Origin of the sequence: Chromohalobacter sp. HP20-39, assembly GCF_033052815.1 — a bacterium.
Taxonomy (GTDB): domain Bacteria; phylum Pseudomonadota; class Gammaproteobacteria; order Pseudomonadales; family Halomonadaceae; genus Chromohalobacter.
In genome coordinates, this window is the sequence record NZ_JAWHTP010000783.1 from 1 (window position 1) to 263 (window position 263).

The window sequence follows — 263 nt, forward strand, 5'->3', positions numbered from 1 at the left end:
CTCAACCTCTCCCGCAGCGTGATGGCGCAGGACACGAGCCTCGGGATCTTCGGCTGGTACTGGCTGTGGCTGTTCCCGATGTTCGTGGTGTTCTTCATCTCGGCGCTCGCCGAGACGAACCGCCCGCCCTTCGACCTGCCGGAGGCCGAATCGGAACTCGTGGCCGGATTCATGGTCGAGTATTCCTCGACCCCGTACCTGCTGTTCATGCTGGGCGAGTACGTCGCCATCATGAGCATGTGCGCGCTCGGAACCATCCTGTT

General features: G+C 62.4%; 1 protein-coding gene. It reads left to right on the forward strand.

Annotation, left to right across the window (positions count from 1 at the left end; all coding sequences use genetic code 11):
- Positions 1 to 263, forward strand: a 263-nt coding sequence (locus RVY79_RS20100; RefSeq protein WP_317466343.1) for an NADH-quinone oxidoreductase subunit H, incomplete at both ends; no start/stop codon positions are given.